Below are 23,123 nucleotides of genomic sequence, written 5' to 3' on the forward strand. Positions count from 1 at the left end.
TGAAACACATTCTTGGCCAGATCGATTCCAAATCTGATAGCTTGCATGACGGACGGTCTCCTCCGCTGGTGTTTCAACACGACCAGCTTGGCACATTCGATGCCGCAAGGGGCCGTCCACCCATCATCCTAGGGCGGAGCAAGGAGCGAAGCGACGCGGCGCAGACCCTAGGATCCATGCCGGGACTCCCGAGCGACACTGCGGTCCAAAATTCTGCTCCGCTGAACCCTACGGCCACGGTCACGGAATGGATCCTAGGGTCTTCGCGACGCCGCTTTGCGGCTGCTCCGCCCTAGGATGACGAAGCTGGGGGGCGCGTTTCGACTAACATCAAGACGTCAAGCGCTTTCGCGGTCGACGATCTCGAAGCCGAGGCTGGTGATGGTCGGCACCTTGGTGTCGCCGCCGAGCTTTGCCAGCAATTGCCGCACCGCGCGCCGGCCCATCTCGTAGCGGTTGACCTTCACCGTGGTCAGCGGCGGATGAAGCTGCGCGGCCAGATCCATGTCGCCATAGCCGGCAATGGCGATTTTTCCAGGCACCGCCCAACCGCGCCGGTGGCATTCCTGCACGGCGCCGACAGCGAGCGTATCGCTGGAAAAGAAGATCGCGTCGATATCCCTGTGGCGGGAGGTCAGCGTCACCAGCGCTTCGGCGCCGCCTTGCGCGGTGATCGGCACCTCGACCTCCAGGTCGGCATGGTTCTTGAAGCCGAGTTCGGTCAAGGCCGCGTGGTAGCCGGTGCGGCGTTGCTGGAGACGATCGTTGCCGTGGATCGGCGTCGAGACGAAGCCGATGCGCTTGTAGCCCTTCGCCGCCAGATGCATGGTCATGGCATAGGCTGTCTCGAAATTGGAGACGCCGACCACCATGTCGATTGGCTTGCGGCCCTTGATCTCGGAGATCTCGACCACCGGTGCGCCGCTGCTCTTCAGCAGCGCGCGCGCCGTCTCGCTTTGCACGAAGCTCTGCAGGATCATGCCGACCGGGCGCCAGCCAAGCAGATTGCGGATCGCCTTCTCCTCGGCCTCCTGCGTGAATTCACCTTGCACCAGGAGCATCGAATAGCCGCTCTCGTGGCATTCGTCGGACATGCCTTGCACCTGTTCGGCTATGCCCGAATTGATCAGCGGTGGCACAACCGTGCCGATCATGCGGCCATTGCCGCGCATGCTGGAGGCCAGGCGGTTGGGCACGAAGCCGGCCTGCGCGATCGCCTCGAGCACCTTGGCGCGCGTCTCCGGCGACACCATGTCGGGATTGGACAGCGCACGTGACACCGTCATCGGCGCAACGCCGACACGCTTGGCGATCTCGCGGACGCCGAGGCGCTGCGGCTTTTTCTCGCCCGCCGGCGGCTTATCGGTCATCACCCTGCTCCAAGAGAGCGCGATCCACCAAGGCAAAGTCCCACGGATCACATCAGCCCATTCATAGCGGTTGCAGCGGACGCTTTCCAGCGACGCGACGCGCTGTCGCGAGGCGTGGAATTTTCATCGTTGACAAGTTATAATATTATAATCTTAATGAAGGCGAGGAGCGCGCCGGGATTGGCGCGGGTGAATGGAGCCGGCCGCGGGATCCGGCAACAGGCGCCGCCAGGGAGGTCAGGATGAACAGCGCGGCTGAGGTGAGCTCTCCGCGCCGGGACACGCAATCGTTCCGGCGGCGACTGATCGGCTTGATTGCGGTGGGCGAAGTCGGCGTGCTGGCGGCGATGGCCTTGCTGATTGCCTTCTTCTGGTTGCTCGAACCGGCTTTCCTGTCGGAGCGCAACATCCGCGCCATTCTCAACGTCGTCTCCTTTGTCGGCATCATCGCCATCGGCCAGACGATTCTGCTGGTTGCCGGCGAGTTCGACCTGTCCGTCGGCTCGGTCGCCGGGCTGTCCGCAGTGGTCGCCGCCAAGCTGATGACCGCTGCCGCCTTGCCGGTGACCGTCGGCATTCTCGGCGGCATCGGCGTCGGCGCATTGATCGGCCTGCTCAACGGCTTGATCGTCGTCAGGCTCGGTATCCCCGCCTTCATCCAGACGCTCGGCATGCTGTTCATCGGTCAGGGGCTGATCCAGGTGGTGACCGGAGGCTATCCGGTCTATCCGCTGCCGGAGGCGATCAATACGATCGGCGGTACGGATCTCGCCTTCGGCCTCGGCTGGAGTTTCGCCTTCTTCATCATCGCGGCGGTGGCAGCCGATTTCGTGCTGCGGCGCACCGTACTCGGCCGCAACATCTATGCCACCGGCGGCAACAAGGAAGTGGCGCATCTCGTCGGCATCAACACCAATGCCTGCAAGATCGGCGCCTTCATCACCGTCGGCGCGCTGTCGGCGATCGCCGGCATGTTCGTCATGGCCGATCTCGGCAGCGGCGGCACATCGATCGGCAGTGGCTGGGAACTGACGGTCATCGCCGGTGTCGTGGTCGGCGGCGTCAGCCTGTTCGGCGGGGCCGGCACGGTCGCCGGCGGTGTCGTCGGCATCCTGATGCTGAAAGTGGTGCAGAGCGGCCTCGTCGTCATCGGCGTCAACTCCAACTGGCAGCAGATTGCGGTCGGCGTGATCATGGTCATGGCCGTCGGCCTCGACATAGTGCGCCGCCGCTACTTCATCGCCGGGGCTTGAACCGGCCGAGATATTGCGCCGGCAAAAATGCCGGTGAACCATGGGAGGTAAGGCATGAAAATTCAGGTGAAGAAGGGGCTGATCCGGGCCGCATTGGTGGCGGCGACAGTCGCCACCTCGGGCCTAGCGCGGGCGGCGGATGTGCATCTGCTCTGGGTGCAGGCGATGAAGGATCACCCGGTGCACCGGCTGATGCAGGCGGGCTTCCTCAACAAGTGCAAGGAGCTCGGCTACACCTGCGAGGTCGTCGGCGACCCGAGCGCCACCAACTGGGACATCCCCGCGACCTTGCCACTTGCCGAGGCCGCGCTTGCCCGTACCAAATATGACGCCATCGGCGTCTACGGGGTGGACCCGGCCATCTATTCCTACATCACCAAGCTTGCCAAGGAGGGCTTCCCGATCGTCACCTGGCACGTCCTGCCGCCGGAAGGCACCGTCAATGGACTGAAGGCTGCGACCGGAGAAGACATTGCCGAGGTCGGCGCCAATGCGGCCATCGCCATCGGCGACAAGCTCGGCGGCAAGGGCACTGTGGCGCTGACGCAAGGCGCTTCCAACGACACCGAGAACGCCATGTCGGATGCCTTCCGCAAGACCATCGCGGCAAAGTATCCCGGCATCAAGGTGCTCGATACGCAGATGGAAGGCTTCGAGCCTTCCGCCGCCGAAGCCAAGGCGGTGGCCATCCTGCAGGGCAATCCCGACGTGACCGCCGCCTTCGGCACCACCGGCAACAGCATCCAGACCTGGTCGGGCGCGGCCCGCAAGGCCGGGCGCGACGTCGTCATCATCGGCATGGACTATATCAGGCAGAACCTCGATCTGGTGAAATCGGGCGCCGCCTACGGCATCGTCGCACAGCCGCTCTACGAGGAAAGCGCCAAGGTGGCCGAACTGCTCGGCGACCTCGCCCAGGGCAAGACGGTTCCCTACAGCAATCCGTTGCCGGCCAAGGTGATCACCGCAGCCGACCTCGACCCGTACTACAAGATGCTGGACAGCGCCGGCCAGTAACGCCTGCCGCCGGGCTCGCATCTTGCGGACCCGGCAACATCCTGAGGGACCACTGTGTCGACCAACCAAGCGCCGCTGTTTTCAGCCACCGCGATCGCCAAGAATTTTGGCGGCGTGCAGGCGTTGCGCGGGGTCGATTTCGACGTGGTCTCTGGTGAAATCCATGCTCTGCTCGGCCAGAACGGCGCCGGCAAGTCCACCCTTGTGAAGATCCTCAATGGCGTGCATCCGGCCGGCTCCTACACCGGCACGATCCAGCTCGACGGCCAGCCCGTCAGCTTTGCCTCGCCGGCCGACGCGCGATCGAACGGCGTCGGTTATGTCCCGCAAGAAATCGAGGTGCTCGAACAGCTCTCGGTCGCCGAGAACGTCTTTGCCGGCCGCACCGGTCTGGGCGACGGCGTGCTGGTTCACCAGCGGAAGCTCGAGCAGCGGGCGGCCGAGATATTTGCCGATCTTGGCATCGATATCGACCCAAGGGCCTATGTCGCATCGCTGCCCTCGGCGCAGCGTCATCTGGTGATGATTGCCCGCGCCATCGTCATGAAGCCGCGCGTGCTGATGCTGGACGAGCCGACCGCGTCGCTCTCGGGCACCGAAGTCGACGCGCTGTTTGCCGTGCTGCGTCGGCTCAAGGCACAGGGCGTGGCGATGATCTACATCACCCATCGCCTGCCGGAAGTGCTCGCCATCTGCGACCGCGCCACCGTGCTGCGCGACGGACAGGTGGCGGTGCGCATTGCCCGCGAGGATTTCGACGCCGAGACCTTCATCTTCTCGATGTCCGGGCAAAGGTTGCAGCGGCTGTTCCCCGAGCATGCCGCGCCTGTCGGCACCCCGACCGCGCTGGAGGTTCGCCGCCTCAGCGTCGCCGGCCACGGCGGTGCTGTCCATGGCGCGAGGGACATCAACCTGTCCGTCGCGGCCGGCGAGATCGTCGGATTGGCGGGACTGCTTGGCTCCGGCCGCAGCGAGATCCTGCACGGCATCTACGGCCGCGTGCTGTCCGAGGGCGAGATCCACGTCGGCGGCAAGGAGGTATCGATCAAGTCGCCCGCCGATGCCCGCGCGGCCGGCATCGCGCTGCTGACCGAGGATCGCAAGCGTGACGGCCTGCTGTTCAACCTGCCGGTCGGCGCCAACATCACCATCGGCAATCTCGCGCCCTTGTCGCGGCGCGGCGTGGTGCGCGGCGGGCTGGAGCGCAACGCCATCGTGGCAGCCATGCGTGCCCTCAACGTCAAGGCATCGTCGCCGCGGGCCTCGGTCACCCATCTGTCGGGCGGCAACCAGCAGAAACTGCTGTTTGCCCGCGTGCTGATGCGGGCGCCGAAGGTACTGCTGCTCGACGAGCCGACCAAGGGCGTCGACGCGGCAACCCGGCATGAGATCTACCGGCTCGTGGTCGAGTTGGCCGACAAGGGCGTCGCACTGCTGATCGTCGCGTCGGAACTCGAGGAATTGATTGGCCTTTGCGACCGCTGCCTGGTCGTCGCCGACGGCCGCATCGTCGATGAATTCGGCCGCGGCGAAGGCGGCGAGGATCGCGTCTTGCGTTCGGTCACCGCGGCGCAGGCCGAGCGTCAGGCACAGGTTTCCGCATGACATTTGTCGGCAAACGCATTTTCGTCACCGGCGCCGCGACCGGGATCGGCCGGGCAACGGCGGAATACCTTGTCGCCGACGGCGCCAAGGTCTTTGGCGCCGGGCTGGACGGCGATGACGGCAAGGCACTGGCGAGCCGTTATGGCGAGAGCCAGCTGATCTTCCGGGAGAGCGACCTCACGCGCGAAGCGGACGTCCAGGCAGCCGTTGCGGCGGCGACTGAACGGTTCGGCGGGCTCGACGCGGTCGTCAACTGCGCCGGCATCTATCCGACCGGCAAGCGGCTGGAAGAGCTTTCCGACGAGGACTGGGACAGGACCATATCAGTCAATCTGACGGCCATTTTCCGCGTCTGCCGGGCGACCTTGCCGCTGCTGCGCGCGGCCGGCGGCGGCTCGATCGTCAACATCGCCTCCGTCCATGCCGACGCCACCGTTCCCGGTGTGCCCGCCTATGCGGCGACCAAGGCGGCGGTCGTCGGCCTGTCGCGGCAGATGGCGCTCGACTATGCCGTCGACCGCATCCGCGTCAACGCCGTGCTGGTCGGCTCGGTCGCCACAAGAATGACGCTCGACGGCCTGGAAGCGGCCGGCGGCGCGGAGGCGCTGGGCCTCTCCTTCGAGCCCAACCGGATCGCCCGCATCGCCAACCCTTCGGAGATCGCCACGGCCATCGGCTTCCTGATCTCGGATGCCGCGTCCTTCGTCACCGGCAGTGCCATGCAGGTGGACGGCGGCCTGCTGGCTCGGCTGCTTTAGATTGCAGCGCAAAAGGCATGAACGAAACAGTGCCGGCTGCACTTTGCCCCTGGCCAAGCACGATGACGCCCTCTTCCGAATCATCCCATCGGCCGCGGTTGAAGGCGCCGGAGGCATTGGTCTGGGGTTCGATGCAGAAAAACGGTTTTGTCGGGTCGGCATAGAGCATCAGGTGCCTGAAGACCGGATCGGCCGTGATCCGCAGCCCCACACCACGCGAGGGAAAGCGGATGATCGCCTCGCCGCCCCAACCACCATAGTCATTGTTGCGCCAGCCCGCCGGCAATGGCCGGCCCTCGGCGAAGTCGAGTTCGGGTGGCAGCGTGATTGGATCGCCGGAAACGCCGTCGGGCTCTTCGAGATAGAAACGCTTGGCCTTGAATTGCAGAGTGACGTCCGGATCGCGATCGAACCAGGGGTGCAGGCCGAAGCCGAACGGCAGGGAAACCGGTCCGGTGTTGGTCAGCGTCATGGTCACGTCAAGCCCTTCGTCGGAAGCCACGAAAGTCTGCGTCGCGCGATAGGAATAGGGTTCGCCGGCGCCAGCGATATCCAGCGCCAGGGTCACGCTACCGGCCCCTGCCTCCACGACAGTCCAGCCATGCTGCCAGCCGCTGCCATGCACGTTGAATTTTTCCGGCGGATTGTTGGGCAGCACCTGCCAACGCTTTGACCGGAACTCAAAGGCATTTCCGGCGATGCGGTTGGCATAGGGCGTCATCGGGAACATGGCGACGCCCAGCACGTTGCCGGCCTCGCGATCGCCGTCCGAAAGCCGGCGCATCAGATCGATGCCGCGCCAGCGCAGCGCACTGACGGACCCGCCGATTTGCGGCACCAGCCCGACCTCGATTGCGCCGGCCTTCAGCGTCAACGGTTCAGAAATTGCGCCCATAGCCCGCCATCCATCCCCCGTCGACGCCTAGCATCTGGCCCGTCGTATAGGTGTTGAGTGGATCGCAGAAGAACAGCACGGCCGCAACCGCTTCCTCGATATTGCCGGGGCGGTTGACCGGGACATGGCTCAGCATCGCCTTGTCACCCGAAACCATGGTCTCGTCCTCGACCAAGCCGACGCCGACGGCATTGACCAGGATTTTGGGGCCGAACTCCATGGCCAGCGTGCGCATGCCGGCCAGGATCGAGGCGTTCTCCATGGAGAAGCGCGGATGGCGGCGCATCGGCATGCCGGCGGTCACCGAAAGCAGGAAGACGATGCGTCCGCCGCCGCGCTCGGTCATGGCCACCGCCGCCTTGCGCGCCGCCGCGTACAAGGTGCCGGGATTTTCGGCCGTGCTTCCCGGACGCAGCGGGCATGATACCAGAACGATGTCGGGAGAGAGGACGCCGGCGGGCCGCGCCTCTTCGAGGACGCGGCCGCCATTGGCGCGCAAGGCGGCGAGTGCTGCCTCGGCAACCGGATTGCTCGCGCCTTTCAGTTCTATTGTCGAGCCGGTGAGATCGATTTCCATGGCCCCGCTCACATCATGTATCCCGCCGTCCAGCCGCCATCGACGGCCAGCACCTGCCCGTTGACATAGCTGGCGGCCGGCGAGGCCAGGAACAGCACCGCCTCGGCGATCTCTTCCGGCTGGGCAGGCCGGGCGAGGGGCACATGGGCGAGGAATTCCTGCGTGCGCCCGGCGAACTTGCCGTCCTCGCCATAGAACAGCTTGGCGGTCAGCGCCGTCATCACCGATCCCGGCGCGATGGCGTTGGTGAGAATGCCCCTGGCGCCGAGCTCGATTGCCATCGACCGCGTCAGATGGATGATGCCGGCCTTGGCGGCGACGAACGGGCTTTGCAGCCGCATGGCGGCGAGCCCGACGACGGAGGCGATGTTGACGATGCGCCCGCCCTTGCCGGCGGCAAGCATCGGGGCCAGTGCTGCCCGGCTCATGATGTAGAGGCCATCGAGGTCGATGCCCGTGATGCGGTCCCATTCGTCGGCCGGGAATTCGTCTAACGTGACGCGATGCGCCAGCGTGTTGACGCCGGCATTGTTGATGAGGATGTCGAGGCGGCCAAAGCGCTGCATGAGCGCGGCGATCGCGGCGTCCACCGATGCGGGATCGCGGATGTCGGTGGTGCAGGCCATCGCATCGCTCAACCCGGCCGCGACCTGGCTTGCGCCCTCGCCATTGATGTCGGCGACGACGATCGCCGCGCCATTGTCCGACAGGCGTTTGGCGATCGAACTGCCGATGGCGCCGGCGGCTCCCGTGACCAGCGCCACCTTGCCTCGCAAATCGCAGCGCATGTCCCGTCAGCCTCCCGCAGCACAGGTTATGCTATTATAATAATCTGGCGGCAGGAACAAGCAGCTACACGGGCGGGCGGGACTTATTCCGCGGCCGCCCCGACCGCGCCCTTGCGGGCGGCATCGACCATCCGCCGGCGCGCCCGGAACACGCCCCATTGCTGGTCGACCAGCACGCCAACGAGGATGACGCCCCCCATCACCGCGAAGTTGAGCGAGGAGGGGATGCCGAGCAGGTTGACCAGATTCTGCAATTCCTGCAGCAGCACCGTGCCGAGGAGGACGCCGATCAGCGAGCCCTCGCCGCCGCGCAGCGAGAAGCCGCCGAGCACCGCGGCCGCAATGGCGTAGAGCTCGTAGAACTGGCCATGGCTGGCCGGCGAGATGGAGCGCGTGTACATGGCGAAATAGATCGCAGACAGCGCGGTGAGCACGCCGCAGATGACGTAAGCCGCCATGACGACCCGCCCGGTGCGGATGCCCGAATATTTCGCCGCCTCCTCGTTCTTGCCGATGGCGTAGAGATAGCGCCCGAACACCGAGCGGTGCAGCACCACCCACATGACGATGGCGATGACGATCAGCGCGAAGAAGGAGTTAGGCACGCCCCAGGAGCGGCCGGCGGTCAGGAATTCGAGATCGGGAAAATTCTGGCCGAAGGCGAAGCCCGCCGTGCCGTCGGCGGTGTAGAAGCGCGCGACGCCACGATAGATCAACAGGCCGCACAGGGTGACGACGAAGGGCTGCAGCTTGAGCCGCGTGATCAGCCAGCCATGCGCCAGCCCAATGATGGCGCCGAGCACCAGGATCAGCACGAAGGCGATCGGCCATCCCATGCCGCGCACCGCGATGAAGTCGATGAACAGCGTGCCCAGCAGCGCGACGACGGAGCCGACGGAGAGCTCGATGCCGCCGGTGATGATGACGAAGGCCTGGCCGATCGACAGGATACCGAAGAGACCGATGAGGTTCGAGGTGTTGGCGAGATTGATCGGCAAGAGGAAGCGCGGATTGATGATGGCAACGATCGCTCCGACCACCAGGATCAGGATCAGCAGGCCGAGATCTTTCTTTGTCATCGCCGTCTCCGCTTAGCTAAGGCGCGTCGCGCGCTTCAGCTCTTTGTTTATGCATGCCGTTGCCGCAAAAACCGCGGGCAACTTTTGCGCGGGCATGCATTAGTTTGCCGGCTTGCCCACCGCGAGCAAAAGCACGTTTTCCTGGCTGAAATGGTCCTTGTCGAGGATGCCCGAGATCTGGCCCTCATGCATCACGGCGATGCGGTCGGAGACGCCGATCACCTCTTCCATGTCGCTGGAGATCATCAGCACGGCGACGCCGGCATCGGCCAGCGCCCGCATCAACCCGTAAATCTCCGCCTTGGCGCCGATGTCGATGCCGCGCGTCGGCTCGTCGAGGATCATCACCTTGGGGTTCATGGCCAGCCATTTGCCGAGCACGACCTTTTGCTGGTTGCCGCCAGACAGGGTGCCGGTGCGTGTCTGCACCGAAGGTGCCTTGATGCCGAGATTCTTCTTTTGCTTCTCGGCGGTAGCCGCTTCCGCGCTGTTCGAGACGAGCGTGCGTTTGGCATGTGCCGGCAAATTGGGCAGTGAAATGTTCTGCGCGATCGACAGGTCGAGCAGGATGCCGGTCAGCTTGCGGTCTTCCGGCACGAGGAAAATGCCTTGCGCGACGGCATCGGCCGCGCTCGCCAGCGCAAGCGGCTTGCCGTTGAGCTCCAGCGTGCCGCCAAGGCTGGCTTCGATGCCGAAGAAGACCCGTGCCAGTTCGGTGCGGCCGGAGCCGACGAGGCCGGCGAGACCAAGGATTTCGCCGCGCCTGACGTCGAGATCGACCGGCCGGCTGGGATAGGTGGGGGTGCGGACCGCCTTGGCCGAGAGCGCCACGGCGCCGGGGGCACGCGCGGCTTCGGAGGCCTTCTCGCGTTCCTTCAGCATGCGGCCGATCATCAGCTTGACCATCTGGTCGTGGTTGATGTCGCGCTTGCCCAATGTTCCGGCCAGCATGCCGTCGCGCAGCACGACGACGCGGTCGGCGACGCGCTCGATCTCGTGCAGGCGGTGCGAGATGAAGATGACCGAGATGCCGTGGGCCTTCAGCGCCTTGATGACGTCGAGCAGCTTGTCGGTCTCGGCGAGCGGCAGGCTCGATGTTGGCTCGTCGAGGATGACCAGCCTTGCCTTGATCGACAGCGCCTTGGCGATCTCGACCATCTGCTGCTGCGCCAGCGAGAGATCCGCGACCTGTGTGTCGGCGGAAAAATTGGCGCCGACGCGCTTCAGCAGCGGCGCCACCATTTCGCGCAGTTTCGCGCGGTCGACCAGCCGCAGCGGCCCGGCGCGCAGCGGCTCGCGGCCGAAGAAGATGTTGGCGGCGACATCGAGATTTTCGAACAGATTGAGTTCCTGGTGAACGAAGGCGATGCCGGACCCCAGGCTGCCCTCCACGCTCAGGCCGTTATGGGCGGTGCCGTCGACCGTGATGGTGCCGGTATCCGGCGTGGTGACGCCACCGAGGATTTTCATCAGCGTGGATTTGCCCGCGCCGTTCTCGCCGACCAGGCCGATGACCTCGCCCGGCCTGACCTCCATCGAAAACCCGTCGAGCGCCACGACGCCCGGATAGGTCTTGCGCACGTTCTCCAAGCTGAGGAACGGGGTGGTCGCAGCGATGGATGTGTCGGAATAATTCATCATGCCTGACAGCGTTTGGCGGGCTCACAGACTGACTGGCCTGATCGAACCCGTCAATAAAAAGCGAAACGTCGCGCCGCCCCTCACCCTTACCCTCTCCCCGTATAGAGACGGGGAGAGGGGGTCGCCAGCGTCGCGGCCATCTCCCTTCTCCCCGCCACTATACGGGGAGAAGGTGCCGGCAGGCGGATGAGGGGCAGCGCCAACGCCGATCAGTTACCTGCCATCGCCTTGAGATTGGCGGCATAGGCGTCGACGTCATCCTTGCCGATGATCTTGGTCGGGATGATGATCAAATTGCCGGCTGGGATACCCGACTTGTCGCCCTTGAGATAGGCGGCCATCAGCTTCATGCCCTGATAGGCCCATTCGAAGGGCTGCTGCACGACGGTGGCGGCAACTGTGCCTTCCTTGACGCCGCCCAGCGTGATCGGATCGTCATCGAAGCCGACGACGGTGATCGAGCCGAGCTTGCCGGCGTCGCGCAGCGCTTCATAGATGCGCGGCGTGTTGTAGGAGTAGAAGCCGACCATGCAGGTGACGTCGGGGCTGGCGACCAGCGCGTCCTCGACATTCTTCTTGGCGCGCGCCTGGTCGATGTCGTCGCCGCGCACGTCGACGAGCTCGATCTTGGTGCCGGCGAGGCCGTCCTTCATGCCCTGGATGCGCTCCTTGGCATTGTCGGCGCCGAGCAGGCCGACGAAGCCGAGGCACTTGCCGCCGTTCGGCATCGCCTTCTTGGCGATTTCGGCCGCCTGCTTGCCGGCGTCGACATTGGACGAGCCGATATAGGCGACACGCTTGGTCTGCGGAGCATCGGAGTCCGTGGTGAACAGCGCCGTTTGCGAGGCGATCTTGTTCAAGCCATCGGTCGAGGTCTTGGGATCGACGGCCGAGACCATGATGCCCTTGACGCCGGCGGTCACCAGATCGTCCATCAGCCGCTGCTGGATGGCGACCGAGGATTGTTCGGGATATTTGAGTTCGAGCGTGTAGTCGGGCAGTTCGCCCTGCGCCTTCTTGACGCCGGCTTCGGCCGCTTTCCAGAAGTCGGAAGCGCCGTTGACGACGAAGGCCAGCGTCGGCTTGTCGTCGGCGCGCGCGATGGCCGTCGCCGTCAGGCCGACAGCCAGGGCCGCGGCGGCCATGGATGCATTGCGTATCAAGGATTTCATGTTCAACCTCCCGTTTTGGTCAGTCGTAGGACTGGCCGGACTTGCTCACTAGAATTGTCTTGCTCACCTGAATTGCCGTCTGCGGCGTGGACGCCCTCCTCCTCAAGGGGTTCCCGGCACTGAAAAGAATGCCGTCGTTCCCAGCCACGGCCACGGACTTTAGACAACCATTCTTCATTCGTAAATAGTCCGATTTGTCTGACATATCACATATCTGAGACACGGTTTGCGGAAGCAGTATCCGCTCGCCGTCGAGCCATTCACCGACACTTCCACCGCAGCCGGACCGATCGCCGGATGCGATGGATTGACGGTACAGCGCATCCTTGTATTAGTAAATACTATTAGCAAAGGACGGATCTGGTGGCGCTGGGGTGTCATAGCCGAACGGATTTGACGATGCAGCGATGCTTGCCCGCGCGCAGCCGGAGCCTTGAAGTCTGGGCATTTTTGCGAGGCGTGGGCCTGCACGACGGGATGGGCCGCAGATGCTAATAATTATTAGTATGGCCGACGCGCCCACGGACTGGCGGCGTCACGTCATCTTGTCGGCCCGGCAGGCCGCCGTTAGACAGGCTGGGGATTGGGGGACATCTACGGCATGAGCGAGACGACGGATCCGGACATCGCAACCGCGAAGCGTCGCAAGGCGCCGGCAAAGCCCAAGGGCCGCGTCACCATGACCGATATAGCGCGCGCCGCCGGCTGCTCGCAGGCCACGGTTTCCTTCGTGCTCAACAATTCGCCCGGCATTCGCCTGTCGCAGCAGACCCGCGAGCGGGTGATCGAGGCGGCGCGGGCGCTCGGCTACAGCGCCCCCGCCTTCTCGGCGCTGAAGCAGCCGGTTGCGGCTTTCGAGGGCGCCGCCTTTGATGGGCTCGACGGCGTGATCGGCTTCGCTGTCGACCAGCTCGCCACCAGCCCGGAGGCCGTGGTCGCCATCGAGGGCGCGCGCCAGGCGTCGTGGAATGCCGGCAACGTGCTGCTGGTGGCGCAGACCATGGGCGACGCCGTGATGGAGCCGCGCGCCATTTCAGCGCTGACCAGGCGGGGCATTTCGGCGCTGATCTACATGACCATCTTCACCCGCGAGATCACGGCGCCCGATTTCCTCTACGGCCTCGACATCCCGGTCATCCTGCTCAACTGCTACACGACGGACTATGCCTTCCCCGCCGTCGTGCCCTCCGAGATCGCCGGCGGCCAGAGCTCGACCCGCCATCTGATCAGTCACGGCCACCGCCGCATCGCCACCATCACGGGCGAACCCTGGATGCAGGCGGCGCAGGACCGGCTGAAAGGTTACCGCCGGGCGCTCGCCACCGCCGACATCCCGTTCGACGGCGAATTGGTGGTGGAGGGCGACTGGTCGGCCAGCGCCGGCTATGCCGCGACTGTGAAGCTGCTGGCCCTGAAGGACCGCCCGACCGCCATCTTCTGCCAGAACGACCGCACCGCGATCGGCTGTTACGAAGCGCTGAAGGAAGCCGGCCTGCACATCCCGCAAGATATCTCCGTCGTCGGCTACGACGACGAGGAGATCGCCCGCCATCTCTTCCCGCCGCTGACGACGTCGATCCTGCCGCATATGGCCATGGGCCAATGGGCGATCGAGCAGCTGGAAGCGCCGGCGGTGGCGGGACGGGGGCGCTATCCCATCACCAAGCTGGAGTGTCCACTGGTGGAGCGGGAGAGCGTGGCGACGTTCAGGGGCTTCGCATAAACCACCGGTCCCTTGTCCCGTCCCGGATGCAGGCATTCACCGTGCTCCCCGCGTCTTGGCTTCATCTCGATAGGGGTCTAGCCTGCGCCTGCAGCCGGGGGAGGCGCCTATGACATCGAGTTTCACCGTTCATGACGCGTCCGGCTATGAGCAACTCATGGGCCGCTGGAGCCGAAAGCTCGCGCCCAAGTTCATCGGCTTCGCCGGACTTGCCCCTGGCGAAAAGATACTCGACGTTGGCTGCGGCACCGGCAGCCTGACGTTCGAGCTGGCGAAATCCGCCGAACTCGCGTCGATCGAGGCAATCGACTTTTCGCCTGTTTTCGTCGAGGCGGCAAAGCGGCGCAACGCCGATCCGCGCATCGCAATCCAGCAGGCGGACGCCACCGCCTTGCCGTTCGCGGACAATGCGTTCGACCGTGCGCTGGCCCTGCTGGTGCTTCATTTCGTGCCGGAAGCCGGCAAGGCGGTTGCCGAAATGCGCCGTGTTACGCGGCCGGGCGGCGTGGTCGCGGCCGTGGTGTGGGACCATCTCGGCGGCATGGCGGGCATGCGCATGATGATCGACACTGTGGCGGCGCTCAGTGAGAGCGGACGCCAGCTGCGCGGCCGCTATTGCTTCCAGCCGATGATGCAGCCCGGCGAAATGAAGCGGAGTTTCGTGGAACAGGGGCTGGCCGACGTGACCGAAACCGAGCTGATGATCCGCATGGATTACCAGGACTTCGCCGATTTTTGGGCGCCGATATCAGCCGGCGAGGGCCCGCTCGGCAAATACATGAGCACGCTGGAGGCAGCCGAGCGCGAGCGCACCGAGGCTGCCGTCCGCGATGCCTATCAGGCCGGACGACCCGACGGGCCGAGGTCGTTCGCCAATGTGGCCTGGGCGTGCAGGGGCGTGGTGCCCTGACCGCAGGCGGCGAAGCGCCTTTAAAAGCTGCTGTCAGGCCTGCCGTGCAACCAGATCGACATAGCGTTGCAGGTAGAGCGGCCAGCCCTGATCGCCGGCGACGGCATCGCGGACGCCTTCCCAGCCCTGGCCATGGCGCTCCAGGTTCCTGTGCTCGATCTCGACGCGGGTACGCTCAGCCGTTTCGGCGGTGAACCGCACCTCCCACTCGCTGGTTCTGGCCGGGTCGGTCTCGATGCGCCATTGCGGGCTGATGTCCCAGCTCAGGAGCACGCGGTTGGGCGGCTCATAGGCCAGCACGCGCGCCCAGCGGCACTCGCTGCCGTCGACGCCGCGATCATAGACGTGGCCACCGACCCGAGGCTCGAACACCGTCTCGGCGACCTCGGCTGCAAGCAGATTGTGCTCTGGCGGTTTGAAACTGCCGAATTCCTCGGTGAAAACCTTGAAGGCGCGTTCGATCGGCGCCTCGACCACGACGGACTGTTTCACGGAGGCGATGGGGACCTGGGTGTTCATGGTGACTCCTCTGGTGGGGTCTCGACAGCCAGCTTGTAGGCCGCGAGAGTCTTGCTCCAGAACCGGTCGAGCCAGGCGCGCATCTGGCCAAGCCCGTGCGGATCGATGTGGTAGACGTTGCTGGCGCCCTTCGGCTCCGCGCGCACCAGCCGCGAATCCCTGAGCACCTTCAGGTGTTGTGACACCGCGGACTGCGACACGCTGACCTGCCGCGTGACCTCCGCCACGGAGCGCGGCCGCTCCGCGATCAGCTCGAAAATCTGCCTTCGGGTCGGATCGCCCAAGGCGGCAAGCTGTGGACTATCAACAGTCATGACTTATGATTAGTGCAGACTGATGATTGAGTCAAGCGGGCGCACCTAGTAGGCCCTGTTTGGCAGTGCGGGAATTTCTCCCGAAAGAGAGATCGCATTCGTTTGGATGGAAGGAATTACGTCAGGTCGAGATCCACCCGGCCGCGAGATCTATCCCTTGCGTTCTTCAAGGCTGTTGCCGCCGTCGACGACGAGCAAGGCGCCGTTGATATAGCTGGCGCTCTCGGAGGCCAGGAACACGACTGCCGCCGCGACCTCGTCCGGCCGGCCGGCGCGGCCCGGCGGCGCATGCAGGGCCGCTATCCGCTCCGGCTCGCTCGAGGCGCCTGTCTCGATCCAGCCCGGCGCCACGGCATTGGCGGTGACGCCGTGGCGCGCCACTTCCAGCGCCAATGTCCGGGTCAGGCCGACCATCCCGGCCTTAGCCGCGGAATAGGCGGCGGTGCCCTGGTAAGAGACCAGCGGCCCGGTCACCGATGCGACATTGACGATGCGCCCATACCCCGCTTCGACCATCGCCGGCAGAAACGCCCTGGTGACGAGAAACGCCGTCTTCAGGCTGGTGTCTATGCCCTGGTCCCACTCGGCCTCGCTCATCGTCAGGAACGTCTTGTCGACGGACGGCGTCGCCAGCGATCCCATGCCGGCATTGTTGACCAGGATATCGACAGTACCGACCTCTGCCCGCAGCCGCTCCACCTCCGCGGCGATGGTGAGATCGGCGATAGCGGCTTTGGCATCGATGCCCTCGCCGCGAAGCCCGCCGGCGCGCTCAAGCACCCGCGCGCTGGCGCCGGTCAGGAAAACGGCATGCCCGGCCTGGCCAAACTGGCGCGCAATGGCGAAGCCGATGCCGTCGACAGCGCCGGCGCCGGTGATCAGGACACGCCTGGTTTTGGGGGTGGTTGCGGCCAAATCAGGCTCCAAAACCCGTTCGGGCCAAACGTGTCACCTATGTCTCCGGTACAAACCGTAACCTATGTGTCGGGAACGGACCCTATGGAACCGGCATCGCACGGTGGAGGAAAGCGACAACTAAGTCCACACCACACCCCAGCAATAACGGTCCTAATCACCCAGCTACGGCTTGCGGCGCGATGTGCTGCGAGGGGACGCTATGATAGGCCTGCTGCGATTGTGAGGCAAAGCGCCTGCCGGCGCGAAGATAGGCTCCTGCCGAACGGACTCCCGGAGAGGCTGGGACGGTGGTGAGCGGTCGGCGCGAGCGAACCGGCCGACGAGCTCTTGCATCGGACCCTGGGGCCGCCCTTACGGCGAGGGTCCGGAACGGGAGGTCGGTATGGCAGCGAAAAGGAGCGATGGTTCGGTCCCAGGGAGATAGCGCGGCGTCACCACCAAGGCGCGCTGCCGAGCAAGCCTTAGTCGGCGATTTCGAATGGAAAGACCTTCTTCCAATCCTGCTTCATGTCGACGACAATCCAGCCCCGCTTGGTCGCCTGGTCCCAGGCCTTGTCAAGCTTGCCGACCGGCGAATTTCGGTCATAGGCGTATTCGCGCTTGGCGTCGGTGTGATGCACGATCCCCATGAATCGCGCTCCATTGCCGGAGGCGGTCCATTCCAACATCTGCTGGTCACCATCCGAATTGCCGAAGGCAAGGATCGGCTTGCGCCCAATGAACCTGTGGATACCGACAGGCTTGCCCGGACCATCGTCGATGAAATCGACTTTCGCATCCTTGACCAATGCCGGCGTTCCATCCGGCTGAACCGTGAATTTCGTAATCCCTGACGAGCCGACAATCCTTTCGGGCGGAATGCCGTAGACCTGCTCCACCCAGGGGCGCATGAAATCAATTCCACCGCCCGAAACGATGAACATCTTGAGCTCGTTTTGCCGCAGATACTCCAGCAACTCCAGCATCGGCTGGTAGACAAGTTCGACATAGGCGCGATTAAAGCGTGGGTGCCGGGCGTTTTTTGTCTATTCGACGACCGCCTTTGTGAACTCCTCCGTGGTCATTCCGGCGTGCGTCGCCGCCATGATCTCGAAAATCCCCTTCTCGCCCGAAGCGAGCAAGGCCTTCTGGTCGTTGGAAATCACCGATTTGGCGCCATCGATCAACTGCCTGATGGCGCGCCGCGCCGGGTGATGATGAGAACTACGTCTACGCTATAGCCCTCCTTTAGGCAGTTTCGCACCCAGGATTTCAGCAGACCGCCGATTGCCCCGTTGCACAAAGCGGCTGACGAAGGAGGACTCCATGCAATCGGGCAACGTTTGAAGGTCTGAAATGGGGCCGACTCCAGAAAGGCCGGTTCCGGCCAGACGACCTGAATAAGCCGACATTCGGCTCACGGTCCCATGTCTGCCATTCAACAACCTATTGCCTGTCGCCAAATGGGCCATCGGAACTCGAGCAAGTGGCGACCTGAACCCGAGTGTCATTGACCGAACCGATTGGTCGGCAGCCCACCTACCCGCACCGCGACCGCAATGTCGCAGAGCGCGCATAGACGACAACTGGAAAAGTGCCAAGAGTGTTGGACAGGGCGTGGAAGACCGCTCCTCCCAACGCTTGGCAGCAGGGCTTGTTAGAGCTGTGCCTTATCAACGAGGCATCTTAGAAGGCCGAGCGTCTCTGATGCGCAGACGCTCGGCTATCTAGCGTTATTTCAGTCGGGAGAGGCTACCAGTTGTCGGCAGGTCGAGAATTTGCGAGATCACCATAATATACAGACGGAAGTGCCTTCGCGAGGAACGAGAACTCCGAATGGCAATGGCGCATCAGCCCCAGTCCGATCTCGTCCGGGACAGCGTGGCCGCCCTTGTCGCTATCGAGACCAAGAACGAATCTGCTTCGCAGAACGAGGCCATCGGGCGTGTCCCGTGTGACGTGCATCATCCGGCCGCTTGTTGGAATTCCATGCTCGTCAACCTCAACATCATCGCCAAAGCCAATTCCGGCGTAGAAAAGTGCGGATACGCCGCCCACCTTCTTTGCGGCATCGATGTCCGTGGCACTGAAGTATGCGGCTGGGCTCAGGAATTTGATGGTTGCTTTGACCGGAGGAACCTCTCCTAGCGACTCCGTCGCCCTTATCGTCGCGCCGATGTAGTTCTCACCTTTTTTCCAAAGCTCGTCCCAACCGAAATGGCGCTTGTGATCAATTGGGTGCCACCAGCGAAGGTGTTCGTCGGTTTCAAAATACTTGAACCACCATTCCAGCATCGCTCCATTGCACCCTGGCATTATCGTTCTGCAGGCGACCGTGAGGGTGCCGGAGGCGAAGCGCTCGATACCCATTTCGAGTCTAATTGGGTCGGCGTGCAGCAGTGCGACAGGGATTGCTGCGTCCAATTCATGTTGCATTTCCATCTCCCATATTTAGGAAACGCTCTTCGTTTCCTAAATATGATCGGTATACCGTTCGTACGACGTTGGTCAAGGAGATCAAGATTGGAAAAGCGAGCGAGAGGGCGTCCGGCCCGTAATCGGCTTGAGGTGGAACGCAAAATTCTCCAAGCCTCAACACAGCTTCTGTTTGACCAGGGATTTGCCAAGTTCAGCATAGATGCGGTGTCGCGTAGCGCAGGAGTTGCCAAAAAGACTGTTTACGCTATGGCGGCCAATCGTGAGGAACTGGTCGGGAAAATCGTAGCGTCCTGGACTGAGCAACTCCAAACCAGTGGAGATCACCGGCCGGGCGAGCCGCGTCCTGATCCGGGGAGCTTGCGGGAGCTATTGAGCAGGATTTTTCGGATCGCCCTATCCAAGGAAGCTGTAGCCCTTTTCCGTCTCATCTGCGCTGACACGGAGGGCCGAGAACGGCTCGCAGAAATCTATAATCGAAACGGAGTCGAGCGGGGAGTGCTGGCCGTGGCGAACTGGCTGCGCGAGTACCAAGCCGATGTCCAATCATTTGATGGCATCCGATCTGCCCGGATGATCCTTGCCGCTCTTGTTGCTGAACCCTTGCGCAGGGCCGCTATCGGCCTTGAAACACCATGGAACGATAGCGATGAGGAAGTCACCGCACGGGTTGGAGAATGCGTGGAGTTCTACGCACGTATATTGTTCAAAGAGTTGGGCACGGCACCATAGCGGCCATCGTGGCGCGTCTGGTGATAAAGTTTCGTCTCTGATCGACTGGGATGAGCCGCATATCGACGTGCACGACCTTGACCTCGTCTTGCCCCATCGGTGTCGTGATAAGCGAGGAATTCGGGCGCGGCCGCGCACCAGCGGCAACGCGGGCGTCCGTCCGGCCCGAGGATCGTCGCGCTCATCACTCAGCCTTTCAGAAAGGCGAGCCGTTCGTCGGTACGGCCCGGTGTGATGGGGAGGATTTCAGCGCTGACAATCCCCTCGGCGACGAAGGGGTCATCCTGCACACGAGCCTCGATCTCTTCAGGAGACGCATTGTGCGCGAGGATCGCACCGCCTGCGCTCGGCTGAAGGCTGCCGGTCAGCAGGAAAACGCCATCGTCGAAGCCGCGTTTGATCCAGGCGTTGTGCCCATCCATGAATAGGGGCGCTTTGGTCTTGTCAGCAAAGCGAAGGGTGACGACGAACATGGTCTCTCCATCAGGCCGAGAAACGCCTTGTCCCGCTGCCAATAGAAGACGATCCCGCCAGCGTTCACGGGCCCCTGGTCATCCATGCCGCGCAGTTGCGAGACCGCCCCTTGGGCCGTGCAGGCACCTGGCTTCTCGACAATCTCAAGGCGCGGTTCAATGCGATCGCGGTGCGCCCCGGTTAGAACCTATGGGCAGCGGTCCGGCTGACTTCTCGGCCGTGTGGGAAAGAGATTAGTGAGCCCAGCTGAACGCGAACCGTCGATTCGGATTAGCAGCTTAAGGCGTGGCGCGATCCGGGGGATTTGAAACTTCGATCTCAACCTTGGCAAAAAAGAGAAATGGCGCACCCGACAGGATTCGAACCTGTGACCTCTGCCTTCGGAGGGCAGCGCTCTATCCAGCTGAGCTACGGGTGCTTTCGGGACAAGGAGTCCGGAAAACGAACCAGCCGGTGAACCGGCAAGTCACGGCTTCTTAGCGGAAGCAGGCGCTGGCTTCAACGGGCAATTGGCGATTGCCCTCTCACGGCGTGCGCTTGTTGGATATGGCGCTCCCCCTCTCCGTCTCGGCTTCGCCGAGCCATCTCTCCCCCACTGCGTGGGGGCGAGGAACTCCTCACTGTGGCCCCGCCGCACCCTTCGCCGTCCGCCGCCGGCGCACCGCGCGTTTGGCTTTCTTGGCGCCGGCCAGCTCGTTCATCGCATCGAGCTGCATCTGCTGCATTTCGGCCAGCCGTGTCCATTGGCGCGAGATCAAATAGTCGAGCTTTTCGTGCAGGTGGCGCACTTCGAGCTCGGCCTTGAGGTTGACGCGGTATTCGTTGAAGGAGCGCAGGCGGTCTTTCACCTCCTGGCGCTTCTGGCTCATCATGATGACCGGCGCCTGGATGGCGGCGATGCAGGAGAGCAAGAGGTTGAGCAGGATGAACGGGTAGGGGTCGAAGGCGCCGTTCAAGCCCTCGAACAGGTTGATGCCGATCCAGACCAGAAGCACGGTGGCGAACGAGATCAGGAACCACCAGCTGCCGCCGAAGGCCGCCATGTTGTCGGAGACGCGGTCGGGAAAGGTCCTGTGCTCCTCGAATTCCTCTTCCGAGTTTTCGGAGATCGTGTCCTGCTTGGCGATCGATTCCACCACCTGGCGGTCGAGCTCGGAGAATTCGCCGTGCTCCTGCTGCAGGAGCTCCTCCATGTAGCGCATGCGGTAGCGGCCGAGCTCCTCGCGGCTGACGCGCGCGCCCTTGGGCAGGTCCGGATGGTCGGAGCGGATACGGTCGGCAAGGCTCGGGCGCAGCGTGTCGATGCGCACCAGGTCGCGCTTGCGGAATTTGCGGCCCGAGATCGCCGACGGTTTCTTCCTGGGCTTTATCCGCGACGCGTCGGGCGGCGTCGGTTCGGAGTCCGGCACTTCGGGTGTGTCGAAATGCTCGTCCGAAACCTCCTGCAGATCGGCCTCGGTGGTCGGCGCCTCGAAATACTCGCCGCCGCTGTCGTTCTGGTTGTCGGCGCCCTGCTGCTCGGATGCCTTGGGAACGGTGCTCATGATGGGCTCCTGCTGTCGCGCTGTAAGTTAGGATACGCCATGGCGGCGGGGCAGTGCCACCATGGGTTTTCGCAGCGTATGGCATGCCTTCCGCACGATTGCGTGACAGTCGTGAAACAATAGCCGGCTGCAGGGTTTTTGTTAGCTTCTTGGCGGCGACGGCCTCCGCAGGCGCTTCGTCATCCACGGGCGGAGCAGCCGCGCAGCGGCGTCGCGGAGACCCGAGGATCCATGCCGCGACTTTTGTCGGAGGGTGCAACGGTGCAGAATTCTGGACCGTGGCGACAGCTTCAGAGTCCCGGCATGGATCCTCGGGTCTGCGCCGCGTCGCTACGCTCCTTGCTCCGCCCGTGGATGACGAATTCGGGGGAGGCTCCGCGCAATCGCCGGCAACAAGGCCAGTTTACTGCTGTTCGGCGTACATCAGCCTGGTCTTGGTGTCGGCCATGGTGGGCGACAGGCTGCGCTGGATCAGCGCTTCGACATGGTCGTTGCGCTGGCGGGCTGAGTCGGCGCCCATCACCACCACGATCAGCTGACGGCCGTCGGCATCGTAGGAGGTGACGATGTTGAAGCCGGAAGCCCTGATATAGCCGGTCTTGATGCCGTTGACGCCTCGCACGCGGCCGAGCATGTCGTTATGGCCGCGCACCAGCCTGCCGCGGAACATGAAGTCGCTTTCGGAGAAATAATGGAAGTGCTGCGGGAAGCGCCGCTGCAACGACATGCCGAGCACCGCCATATCGTGCGCGGTCGTCATCTGGCCGTCGTCGGGCAGGCCGGATGCGTTGCGGAAGGTGGTGCTGCTCATGCCGAGCTGGCGCGCCTTGGATGTCATCATGGCGGCGAACTGGTCTTCCGAGCCGCCGAGATATTCGCCCACCGCGACCGCCACGTCGTTGGCCGATTTGACGACGATGGCACGGATGGCGGAATCGACGTCGATCGTCTCCCCGCGCCGGAAGCGCATCTTGGTCGGCGGCTGCGAGGCGGCGTGATCGGAAACCGGGATCTGCGTCTCCTTGGTGACGCGGCCGGTGTCCATCGCCTCGAACAGCAGGTAGAGCGTCATCATCTTGGTCAGCGACGCCGGATAGCGCTGCGCCGTCGAATTGACCTCGAACAGCTGCTTGCCGCTCTTTCCATCGACGACGATGGCGGCGTATTTCTGCGGCGGCGCCGGCACGGACAGCACCGTGTCGGGCGGGGTTATGGTCGAGCAGCCGGCAACCAAGGCCGCCAGGGCCAGGACAGCCAGGATTTTCTGGAAGAGCGGAAAGAGACGCGGAAAGGACAAGGGCTGACTGTTCTGGCGATGCTGTTGCTGAGATAAGGCGAAGCTAACGTAACGCGGCGGATGCGTCCATTTGGTTAATGCCGGTTAGCCCTGGGAATGTCGAGTGGGGCGAGGAACTCGAG

At 63.7% G+C, this 23,123-nt stretch carries 21 protein-coding genes, 1 tRNA gene and 2 pseudogenes; 7 read left to right on the top strand and 17 right to left on the bottom strand.

The genetic code is table 11. The features are described 5' to 3' along the window. Window positions 1-338 precede the first annotated feature (338 nt). A complete protein-coding gene (locus tag EN804_RS29885; RefSeq protein WP_135921927.1) occupies window positions 339-1,370 on the bottom strand; it encodes a substrate-binding domain-containing protein in 1,032 nt (343 codons plus the stop codon). Window positions 1,371-1,612: 242 nt separating this feature from the next. Here EN804_RS29885 and EN804_RS29890 point away from each other — a divergent pair, with 242 nt between their 5' ends. From EN804_RS29890 to EN804_RS29905, 4 genes are read left to right on the top strand one after another with little or no spacing between them, the layout of a single operon-like run. Beyond that, window positions 1,613-2,623, top strand: a complete 1,011-nt coding sequence (locus EN804_RS29890; RefSeq protein ID WP_127871230.1) for an ABC transporter permease — start codon at window positions 1,613-1,615, stop codon at window positions 2,621-2,623. Window positions 2,624-2,677: 54 nt separating this feature from the next. After that, window positions 2,678-3,640, top strand: coding sequence for a substrate-binding domain-containing protein (locus tag EN804_RS29895; protein WP_135882665.1), 963 nt, complete (start codon window positions 2,678-2,680; stop codon window positions 3,638-3,640). Between the two features lie 54 nt (window positions 3,641-3,694). Then, window positions 3,695-5,245 carry a sugar ABC transporter ATP-binding protein gene (locus tag EN804_RS29900; protein ID WP_135921928.1) on the top strand — a complete coding sequence of 517 codons (1,551 nt, stop codon included), beginning with the start codon at window positions 3,695-3,697 and terminating at the stop codon, window positions 5,243-5,245. Then, entirely contained in the window at window positions 5,242-6,003 is a 762-nt protein-coding gene (locus EN804_RS29905; RefSeq protein WP_135921929.1) for an SDR family NAD(P)-dependent oxidoreductase, read from the top strand. The genes EN804_RS29900 and EN804_RS29905 overlap by 4 nt, the downstream gene beginning before the upstream one ends. Here EN804_RS29905 and EN804_RS29910 read toward each other — a convergent pair. From EN804_RS29910 to EN804_RS29935, 6 genes are all read right to left on the bottom strand, one after another. After that, entirely contained in the window at window positions 5,951-6,898 is a 948-nt protein-coding gene (locus EN804_RS29910; protein ID WP_135921930.1) for an aldose 1-epimerase, read from the bottom strand. The two genes, EN804_RS29905 and EN804_RS29910, sit on opposite strands and share 53 nt — an antisense overlap. Further along, the gene (locus tag EN804_RS29915; protein WP_135921931.1) at window positions 6,882-7,475 is read right to left on the bottom strand and encodes an SDR family oxidoreductase; all 594 of its coding nucleotides are present in this window, start codon (window positions 7,473-7,475) and stop codon (window positions 6,882-6,884) included. The genes EN804_RS29910 and EN804_RS29915 overlap by 17 nt, the downstream gene beginning before the upstream one ends. Before the next feature lie 8 nt (window positions 7,476-7,483). Next, the gene (locus EN804_RS29920) at window positions 7,484-8,263 is read right to left on the bottom strand and encodes an SDR family NAD(P)-dependent oxidoreductase (RefSeq protein WP_135921932.1); all 780 of its coding nucleotides are present in this window, start codon (window positions 8,261-8,263) and stop codon (window positions 7,484-7,486) included. A gap of 83 nt (window positions 8,264-8,346) precedes the next feature. Next, a complete protein-coding gene (locus EN804_RS29925) occupies window positions 8,347-9,342 on the bottom strand; it encodes an ABC transporter permease (RefSeq protein WP_135917671.1) in 996 nt (331 codons plus the stop codon). Between the two features lie 99 nt (window positions 9,343-9,441). Beyond that, window positions 9,442-10,980, bottom strand: coding sequence for a sugar ABC transporter ATP-binding protein (locus tag EN804_RS29930; RefSeq protein WP_135921975.1), 1,539 nt, complete (start codon window positions 10,978-10,980; stop codon window positions 9,442-9,444). Between the two features lie 212 nt (window positions 10,981-11,192). Then, a complete protein-coding gene (locus EN804_RS29935) occupies window positions 11,193-12,155 on the bottom strand; it encodes a sugar-binding protein (protein WP_127275274.1) in 963 nt (320 codons plus the stop codon). 601 nt (window positions 12,156-12,756) lie between these two features. Here EN804_RS29935 and EN804_RS29940 point away from each other — a divergent pair. Continuing rightward, entirely contained in the window at window positions 12,757-13,878 is a 1,122-nt protein-coding gene (locus EN804_RS29940) for a LacI family DNA-binding transcriptional regulator (RefSeq protein ID WP_189521931.1), read from the top strand. A 109-nt stretch (window positions 13,879-13,987) separates the two neighbouring features. Beyond that, a complete protein-coding gene (locus EN804_RS29945) occupies window positions 13,988-14,788 on the top strand; it encodes a class I SAM-dependent methyltransferase (protein WP_135921933.1) in 801 nt (266 codons plus the stop codon). Between the two features lie 33 nt (window positions 14,789-14,821). Here EN804_RS29945 and EN804_RS29950 read toward each other — a convergent pair whose 3' ends face one another. The 5 genes and pseudogenes from EN804_RS29950 to EN804_RS29970 all read right to left on the bottom strand — a co-directional run bounded on the left by EN804_RS29950 (window position 14,822) and on the right by EN804_RS29970 (window position 18,954). Next, complete coding sequence (locus EN804_RS29950) at window positions 14,822-15,307, bottom strand: SRPBCC family protein (protein WP_135921934.1); 486 nt, start codon at window positions 15,305-15,307, stop codon at window positions 14,822-14,824. After that, window positions 15,304-15,621 carry a metalloregulator ArsR/SmtB family transcription factor gene (locus EN804_RS29955; RefSeq protein WP_135862671.1) on the bottom strand — a complete coding sequence of 106 codons (318 nt, stop codon included), beginning with the start codon at window positions 15,619-15,621 and terminating at the stop codon, window positions 15,304-15,306. Before EN804_RS29955 ends, EN804_RS29950 begins: the two co-directional genes overlap by 4 nt. Window positions 15,622-15,771: 150 nt before the next feature. Further along, the gene (locus EN804_RS29960) at window positions 15,772-16,536 is read right to left on the bottom strand and encodes an SDR family NAD(P)-dependent oxidoreductase (RefSeq protein ID WP_135921935.1); all 765 of its coding nucleotides are present in this window, start codon (window positions 16,534-16,536) and stop codon (window positions 15,772-15,774) included. A 464-nt stretch (window positions 16,537-17,000) separates the two neighbouring features. Then, window positions 17,001-17,690 (bottom strand): annotated as a pseudogene (locus EN804_RS29965) (HAD family hydrolase); the annotation flags it as partial. A 580-nt stretch (window positions 17,691-18,270) separates the two neighbouring features. Continuing rightward, window positions 18,271-18,954: a hypothetical protein gene (locus EN804_RS29970; protein ID WP_210212391.1), complete on the bottom strand. Its 684-nt coding sequence runs from the start codon at window positions 18,952-18,954 to the stop codon at window positions 18,271-18,273. An 87-nt stretch (window positions 18,955-19,041) separates the two neighbouring features. Between EN804_RS29970 and EN804_RS29975 the strand changes: the two genes are divergently transcribed. After that, window positions 19,042-19,686, top strand: a complete 645-nt coding sequence (locus EN804_RS29975) for a TetR/AcrR family transcriptional regulator (protein WP_189343555.1) — start codon at window positions 19,042-19,044, stop codon at window positions 19,684-19,686. A gap of 95 nt (window positions 19,687-19,781) precedes the next feature. On the opposite strand, the pseudogene EN804_RS38270 reads toward EN804_RS29975, so the two are convergent. The 5 genes and pseudogenes from EN804_RS38270 to EN804_RS30000 all read right to left on the bottom strand — a co-directional run. Further along, window positions 19,782-19,871, bottom strand: a pseudogene (locus EN804_RS38270) (DNA-3-methyladenine glycosylase I); the annotation flags it as partial. 3 nt (window positions 19,872-19,874) lie between these two features. Then, complete coding sequence (locus tag EN804_RS29985) at window positions 19,875-20,159, bottom strand: YciI family protein (protein WP_127275267.1); 285 nt, start codon at window positions 20,157-20,159, stop codon at window positions 19,875-19,877. Between the two features lie 342 nt (window positions 20,160-20,501). After that, a tRNA-Arg gene (locus tag EN804_RS29990) sits at window positions 20,502-20,578 on the bottom strand. A 199-nt stretch (window positions 20,579-20,777) separates the two neighbouring features. After that, complete coding sequence (locus EN804_RS29995) at window positions 20,778-21,704, bottom strand: DUF1003 domain-containing protein (RefSeq protein ID WP_135862665.1); 927 nt, start codon at window positions 21,702-21,704, stop codon at window positions 20,778-20,780. A gap of 403 nt (window positions 21,705-22,107) precedes the next feature. Beyond that, a complete protein-coding gene (locus tag EN804_RS30000) occupies window positions 22,108-23,001 on the bottom strand; it encodes a D-alanyl-D-alanine carboxypeptidase family protein (RefSeq protein WP_135921936.1) in 894 nt (297 codons plus the stop codon). Window positions 23,002-23,123: the final 122 nt, after the last annotated feature.

Origin of the sequence: Mesorhizobium sp. M8A.F.Ca.ET.161.01.1.1, assembly GCF_004792105.1 — a bacterium.
GTDB lineage: Bacteria > Pseudomonadota > Alphaproteobacteria > Rhizobiales > Rhizobiaceae > Mesorhizobium.